The organism is Microbacterium sp. ISL-103 (assembly GCF_018613995.1).
Lineage (GTDB): Bacteria > Actinomycetota > Actinomycetes > Actinomycetales > Microbacteriaceae > Microbacterium.
In genome coordinates this window covers 1-6,764 of sequence record NZ_JAGGPD010000102.1, presented here as the reverse complement: position 1 = coordinate 6,764, position 6,764 = coordinate 1, and the positions used below count along the sequence as shown (strand labels likewise).

General features: G+C 69.5%; 5 protein-coding genes and 1 pseudogene. All 6 read right to left on the bottom strand.

All coding sequences use genetic code 11. From position 1 onward, the window contains the following. Positions 1 to 51: 51 nt before the first annotated feature. Positions 52 to 1,449: a rhamnulokinase family protein gene (locus tag J7E68_RS04640; RefSeq protein ID WP_215170291.1), complete on the bottom strand. Its 1,398-nt coding sequence runs from the start codon at positions 1,447 to 1,449 to the stop codon at positions 52 to 54. Beyond that, positions 1,446 to 3,483 (bottom strand): annotated as a pseudogene (locus J7E68_RS04635) (bifunctional aldolase/short-chain dehydrogenase). The gene J7E68_RS04640 and the pseudogene J7E68_RS04635 overlap by 4 nt, the downstream one beginning before the upstream one ends. Continuing rightward, a complete protein-coding gene (locus tag J7E68_RS04630) occupies positions 3,480 to 4,334 on the bottom strand; it encodes an alpha/beta hydrolase (protein ID WP_311416338.1) in 855 nt (284 codons plus the stop codon). The pseudogene J7E68_RS04635 and the gene J7E68_RS04630 overlap by 4 nt, the downstream one beginning before the upstream one ends. Before the next feature lie 76 nt (positions 4,335 to 4,410). Beyond that, positions 4,411 to 5,577: an L-rhamnose isomerase gene (rhaI, locus tag J7E68_RS04625; protein ID WP_215170287.1), complete on the bottom strand. Its 1,167-nt coding sequence runs from the start codon at positions 5,575 to 5,577 to the stop codon at positions 4,411 to 4,413. Then, positions 5,574 to 5,966, bottom strand: a complete 393-nt coding sequence (locus J7E68_RS04620) for an L-rhamnose mutarotase (RefSeq protein ID WP_215170285.1) — start codon at positions 5,964 to 5,966, stop codon at positions 5,574 to 5,576. Before J7E68_RS04620 ends, rhaI begins: the two co-directional genes overlap by 4 nt. Before the next feature lie 93 nt (positions 5,967 to 6,059). After that, positions 6,060 to 6,764 (bottom strand): serine hydrolase domain-containing protein (locus J7E68_RS04615; RefSeq protein WP_215170283.1); only part of this gene is annotated, 705 nt, incomplete at its 5' end.

Sequence of the window (6,764 nt, the reverse complement as noted above, 5' to 3'; positions counted from 1 at the left end):
GTGCGTGCGGGTCAGAGCGGGAGGGTGCGGGTCAGGGAGCGTGTGACCGGGTCAGCGCGGGTCGAAGCGCTCGGGGTCGTGGGTTGCGGCGACCAGGGCGCGCAGCTCGTCGAGAGAAGCCGGGGCGGCACCGAGGGCGCGCGCCTGCACGAGCACGTTGCCGAGTGCGGTCGCCTCGACGGGACCGGCCAATACCGGAAGACCGGTGCGATCGGCCGTGGCCTGGCACAGCAGACGGTTCAACGAGCCGCCTCCCACCAGATGGATGCTGTCGAGCTCGCGCCCCGACAGATCGGCGGCCGCCTGCACCGCATCCGCGAACGCCGTCGCGATCGACTCGACGATCGACCGGGCGAAGGCGGGTCGCGTCGAGGGTGCGTCCGATCCGAGCAGCGCCGCGATGCGCGCGGGCATGTCTCCCGGGGCGCTGAGCGAGGAGTCGTTCGCGTCGAACAGCGGCACGTCGCCCGCGACCGCGGATGCCGCAGCGAGCAGCTCCGGCAGGTCGATCGACGCTCCGTCTTCCGTCTCCCACGCGCGCACGGTCTCGCTCAGAAGCCAGAGCCCTGTCACGTTGTGCAGGAAGCGGTAGCGGCGGTCGACGCCGAGCTCGTGTGTGAAGTTCGCCTCGCGCGCGGCATCCGTCAGCACAGGCTCGGTCAGCTCGACGCCGACCAGGCCCCAGGTGCCGCACGAGATGTAGGCCGAGTGCGGGGTCGACAGGGGAGCGGCGACGACAGCGGATGCCGTGTCGTGCGAGCCGACCGCGATGACCGGCAGCTGCGTGCCTATGCGTTCGGCCAGCTCGGGTCGCAGCGTGCCGATCGTCTCGCCGGGATCGACGAGAGAGGGCAGGATGCTCGACGGGATGCCGAGGCGCTCGGTCAGCTCCGCGTCCCACTCGCCCGTCTCGACACCCAAGAGGCCCGTCGTCGAGGCGTTCGTCCGCTCGGCCACAGCTGTTCCGGTGAGCAGGAACGCGATGAGGTCGGGGATCAGCAGGGCGGTGTCGGCATCGGCGAGGCGGGCGTCGACGCGGTACTGGTAGAGCGTGTTGAACGGCAGGAACTGCAGTCCGTTGCGCCCGTACAGCTCGGCGAACGGCGCCTCGGCGTGCACCTCGGCGACGCCCCGAGTCGTGCGCTCGTCGCGATAGTGGAACGGCTCGGCGAGAAGCTCGCCGTCTTTCAGCAGGCCGTAGTCGACGGCCCACGAGTCGATTCCGATGCTCTCGATGCCCGGCTCTCGGCGTACGGCCTCGGCGAGCCCCGCGACGACATGCTCGTAGAGCGCGCCGAAGTCCCAGTGCAGGCCGTCTTCGCGCTCGACGGGCCCGTTCGGGAACCGCGAGACGAGCTCGAGATCGAGCCGGCCGTCGCCGATCCGCCCGATCATGACGCGACCGCTGGTCGCCCCGAGGTCGACGGCGGCGACGGACCGCACCGTCATCGCAGGAACGCCGCGGCGACGCCGGAGTCGACCGGGATGTGAAGGCCCGTGGTGCGGCTCAGCTCGGGGCCGGTGAGCACGTAGACCGCATCCGCCACGTTCTCGGGAACGACCTCGCGCTTGAGGATCGTGCGGTTGGCGTAGAACTGACCGAGGTCCTCTTCGGCGACGCCGTAGGTGGCTGCGCGGTTCGCACCCCAACCCGAGGCGAAGATGCCCGAGCCGCGCACGACGCCGTCGGGGTTGATGCCGTTGACGCGGATGCCGAACTCGCCGAGTTCGACCGCGAGCAGTCGCACCTGGTGCGCCTGGTCGGCCTTCGTCGCCGAGTAGGCGATGTTGTTCGGGCCGGCGAAGACCGAGTTCTTCGACGAGATGTAGATGATGTCTCCGCCGAGCTTCTGGTCGATCAGCACGCGTGCAGCGGCCTTCGACACGAGGAACGAGCCCTTGGCCATGACGTCGTGCTGCAGGTCCCAGTCCTTCTCGGTCGTCTCGAGCAGCGGCTTCGACAACGAGAGTCCGGCGTTGTTGACCACGAGGTCGACGCCGCCGAATGCGAGCACGGCATCGTTCAGCGCCGCCTGGATGGCATCCGCGTCGGCGACGTTCGCCGCGACGCCGATCGCGACGTCGGTGTTCCCGAGTTCGGCAGCGGCCGCCTGCGCCTTCTCGAGGTCGAGGTCGGCGATGACCACACAGGCCCCCTCGGCAGCGAGACGGGTGGCGATGGCCTTGCCGTATGCCGCTGGCGGCTCCCGTCACGAAGGCGATGCGGCCCTGGTGCGACTTCGGCTTCGGCATGCGCTGCAGCTTGGCCTCTTCCAACGCCCAGTACTCGATGTTGAACTTCTCGGCGTCGGAGATGGGGGAGTACGTCGACAGCGCCTCGGCGCCGCGCATCACGTTGATCGCGTTGACGTAGAACTCGCCGGCGACGCGGGCGGTCTGCTTGTTCGCGCCGTACGAGAACATGCCGATTCCGGGGACCAGGACGATGAGCGGGTCGGCGCCGCGGATCGCGGGCGACTCGCTCGTCGCGTGCGCGTCGTAGTAGGCCTGGTAGTCGGCGCGGTACTCGGTGTGCAGCTCGTGCAGGCGGGCGATCTGCTCGTCGGCCGATGCCGTCACGGGCAGGTCGAGGATCAGCGGCTTGACCTTGGTGCGCAGGAAGTGGTCGGGGCAGCTGGTGCCGAGAGCCGCGAGCTCGGGCGCGCGGTCGGACGCGAGGAAGTCGAGCACGACGTCGGAGTCGGTGAAGTGACCGACCATCGGCTTGTCGGTCGAGGCGATGCCGCGGATGGTGCCGGCGAGGGCCGCTGCGCGCTCGCGGCGCTCGGCCTCGGGAAGTGCCTCGAAGCCGGCGCGGACACCGCCGAACGGGTCGGACTTGCCGTTCGCCTCGATGTAGGAGGCCGCGGTGTCGATGATCCACAGCGAGTGGGCTTCGGCCTCCTCCGAGGTGTCGCCCCACGCGGTGATGCCGTGGCCGCCGAGGATCGTGCCGATCGCCTGCGGGTTCTGTGCCTTGATCGCGGCGATGTCGAGTCCGAGCTGGAAGCCGGGGCGGCGCCACGGCACCCACACGACCTTGTCGCCGAAGATCTTCGCGGTGAGCGCTTCGCCGTCTGCAGCGGTCGCGATCGCGATGCCCGAGTCGGGGTGCAGGTGGTCGACGTGCGCGGCGTCGACGAGGCCGTGCATCGCGGTGTCGATCGACGGAGCCGCGCCGCCCTTGCCGTGCAGGCAGTAGTCGAACGCGGCGACCATCTCGTCTTCACGGTCAAGGCCCGGGTAGACGTCGACGAGTGCGCGCATGCGGTCGAGGCGCAGCACCGCAAGCCCCTGCTCCTTCAACGTGCCCAGGTCGCCGCCCGAGCCCTTGACCCACATCAGCTCGACCGGCTGACCCGTGACGGGGTCGGTCTCGGTGCCCTTGGCCGAGGTGTTGCCGCCGGCGTAATTGGTGTTCTTCGGGTCGGCGCCCAGGCGGTTCGACCGCTCGATGAGGGCGGCGGCGGTGGGGTTGGTCATGGCTGTTCCTTGTTCTCTGGAGACGTAGCGAGGATGCGGGCGGCGAAGCGATCGATCGATGCTGTCGCCGCTGCGAGTTCGGGCTGATTGAGGTGGCCGTGGCGGGTGCCCGGCTCGGTCGAGATATCGAGTTCGACGCCCGCGTCGCGCAGCGAGGCGCCGAACGCCTCACCCGAGACGCGCAGCTCGTCGACCTCGCCGTTGATCATGATCGTGGCGGGGAAGTGCGAGAGCTGGGCGACGGATGCCGTTCCGGGCACGGCGTAGATGTCGCCGCTCTCGGCCGGGGTGCCCAGGTAGTTCTCGTACATCCCGCGCACCGGCTCCGGGCCGAACACGTCGGCGTCGGGATTCGCGTCGAGGGCTGAGCGCAGGCCGGCATCCGGGGTTCCCTGCACGGCGTGCAGCGTGGGATAGGCGAGCACCGCGAGCGCGGGCCTCGGACCCGTGCCGTGGCTGAGGCGAAGCGCCGCACCCGCGGCGAGGTTGCCACCGGCGCTGGCTCCGCCGATGGCCCACGGGCCGCGGGCGAGATCCGACTCGACAGCCCAGCGGAACGCGGCCTCGACCTCGTCGGAGGCGACGGGGTAGTGCACGCCGTCGCGCTCGGGCGCTCCGGCTGCTGCGGCCCAGGTGCGCGGGAAGGGGGCGAGCGCGTAGTCGACCGACACCACGGCGATGCCGCGGTCGGCGAAGCTCTGCGCGACCCAGTGGGCTTCGGGCATTTCCAGCTCACCGGCCGCGAATCCGCCGCCGTGCGCCCAGACGAGGCCGGGGCCCGCGGGGGTGATCGGCGTGTAGACGCGCACACGCAGCGGGCCGTGCGGTCCGTCGAGCACCTGATCGCTCACAGCATCCGTCCTTCTGTCGGTGGGGCGTCGGGATGCGGGGATCGGCTCCCGCATCCCGACGGGTCAGGGTGCGGGCTCAGGCGCCCCAGCCGGCCTGCACGCCGCCGACGCGCTCCGCGGCGATCTTCTGCTGGTAGCCCGACTCGGCGTAGGCCGCCATCGGGTCGGCGGCGAGCCCGCGCGACTCACGCCACTCGGCGAGGGCCGGACGCACGTCGGTGTAGAAGGCGTCCATGAAGACGGCGTTCGCGGCGAGAACGTCGCCGGACTTCTGCGCCGCGGTCAGGGCGTCGCGGTCGACGATCAGCGCGCGCGCCGTCATCTCCTGCACGTTGAGCACCGAGCGGATCTGACCGGGGATCTTGTCTTCGACGTTGTGGCACTGGTCGAGCATGAAGGCCACGTCGGGGTTGTTCAGGCCGCCGCCGCGCACGACCTCGAACAGGATGCGGAACAGCTGGAACGGGTCTGCCGCGCCGACGATGAGGTCGTCGTCGGCATAGAAGCGCGAGTTGAAGTCGAACGAGCCGAGCTTGCCGAGGCGCAGCAGCTGCATGACGATGAACTCGATGTTGGTGCCGGGAGCGTGGTGGCCGGTGTCGAGACACACCATCGCCTTGTCGCCGAGCGACGAGACCTGAGCGTACGACGTACCCCAGTCGGGAACATCGGTGTGGTAGAACGCCGGCTCGAAGAACTTGTACTCGAGCACGAGGCGCTGATCATCGCCGAGGCGCGCGTAGATCTGCTGCAGCGCCTCCTGCAGGCGGTCCTGGCGGCCGCGCAGGTCTGCCTGGCCCGGGTAGTTCGAGCCCTCGGCCAGCCAGATCTTCAGGTCGCGGCTGCCCGTGGCGTCCATCACGTCGATGCAGGCGAGGTGGTGGTCGATCGCCTTCTGGCGGATCGTCGGGTCTTCATGCGTCAAGGCGCCGAACTTGTAGTCGTCGTCCTGGAAGGTGTTGGAGTTGATGGTGCCGAGGGTCACGCCGAGGTCTTCCGCGTACGTGCGCAGATCGGAGAACGAGTCGACGAGGTCCCACGGGATGTGCAGGGCGACGGACGGCGCGAGCGCGGTGTACTTGTTGACCTGCGCGGCATCGGCGATCTTCTCCCACGGGTCGCGGGGCGTGCCGGGGGTTCCGAACACCTTGAACCGGGTGCCGGAATTGCCGAACGCCCAGCTGGGGAGCTCGATGCCCTGCTGCTCGAGAGCTGCGAGGTTGTCGGACGAGAGGATGCTCATGAGGCGCTGCCTTCGGTGTCGTTGCGGTTGTCGATATCTGATGCGGAGAGCTCGCCGGTGTCGGCGAGCTGGTCTTCGAGGTTGAACACCTCGGTGAGTGCGGTGGCGGCCTGGTCGGGGCGTCCGTCGAGTCCGACGAAGAAGCGGCTCATCTCGGCCTCCCACCGTGCGGCGACGGCGGAGGCGGCGAGGTAGGCCTGCGCCGCGGCATCGTCGTCGACCTCGTAGTAGCCGGTCAACCTGCCGCCGTCAGCGAGGAACAGCGAGTAGTTGCGGCGCCCTGCGGCGGCGATCTCGGCCAGCATCTCGGGCCAGACGGGCGAGTGACGGGCCAGGTATTCGTCGAGCAGTTCAGGACGCACCTGCAACTGGAACGCGACGCGGGTCATGGGTGTTCTCTCTTCATCGAGGTTTTGAATCGTTTCATTCAATGTGGTCAACACTAGACAGGGGGCGATCCTCTGTCAAGCGAGCCCGACTGACTACAGGGCGGTGACCACCGCGTTGTCCAGTTCGTCGGCGTCCACACCCGGGCGCACCGCCGCGTTGGTGAGCAGTACCCAGCAGATCCCCGCCTCCGGGTGCACCCAGAACTCGGTGCCCGCCCATCCGCCGTGGCCGAAGACGTCGCGGTCGACGAGGCCAGGAGCGCGAGAGCGCAGGTTGAAGGTGAAACCCCAGTCCTGTCCGCGCTCGGCGGGATAGGGGTCGAGTCGGGGGATGTCGCCGGTCAGCGGTCGCCGCATCATGGCGAGTCCGGCCGGAGAGAGGATGCCGTCGCCCTCGCCGCGGCCGATGCGCAGAAGCTCGGCGCCGAGATGCAGGAGGTCCTCGGCTCTGCCCAGGAGCCCTGCGCCCGGTGCCCTCGTCGCGTGGAAGCGGTCGAGGTCGAGGCCACCCGCTGCCGCGTCGGGAACGCCGACCGACTGCGCGGTGTCGAGCGTGAGGCCGATCGCGCCGATGCGGTGGGCCCAGTCGAACGTGCCGGCATCCCAGGTCGCACCCGTCGCATGCTCGATCAGCGCGGCGATGCCCTCGAATGCCACCGTCGAATAACGCGACGCGGTTCCCGCTGCGAAGTCGCGCCCGCGGGTGAGCAGCTCGTGGCGGAGTGGCAGGGCCGTGTCGAGCGGCGGTTCCGAGATTCCCGACGTGTGAGAGGCGAGGTGTCGGAGTCGCACGATGTC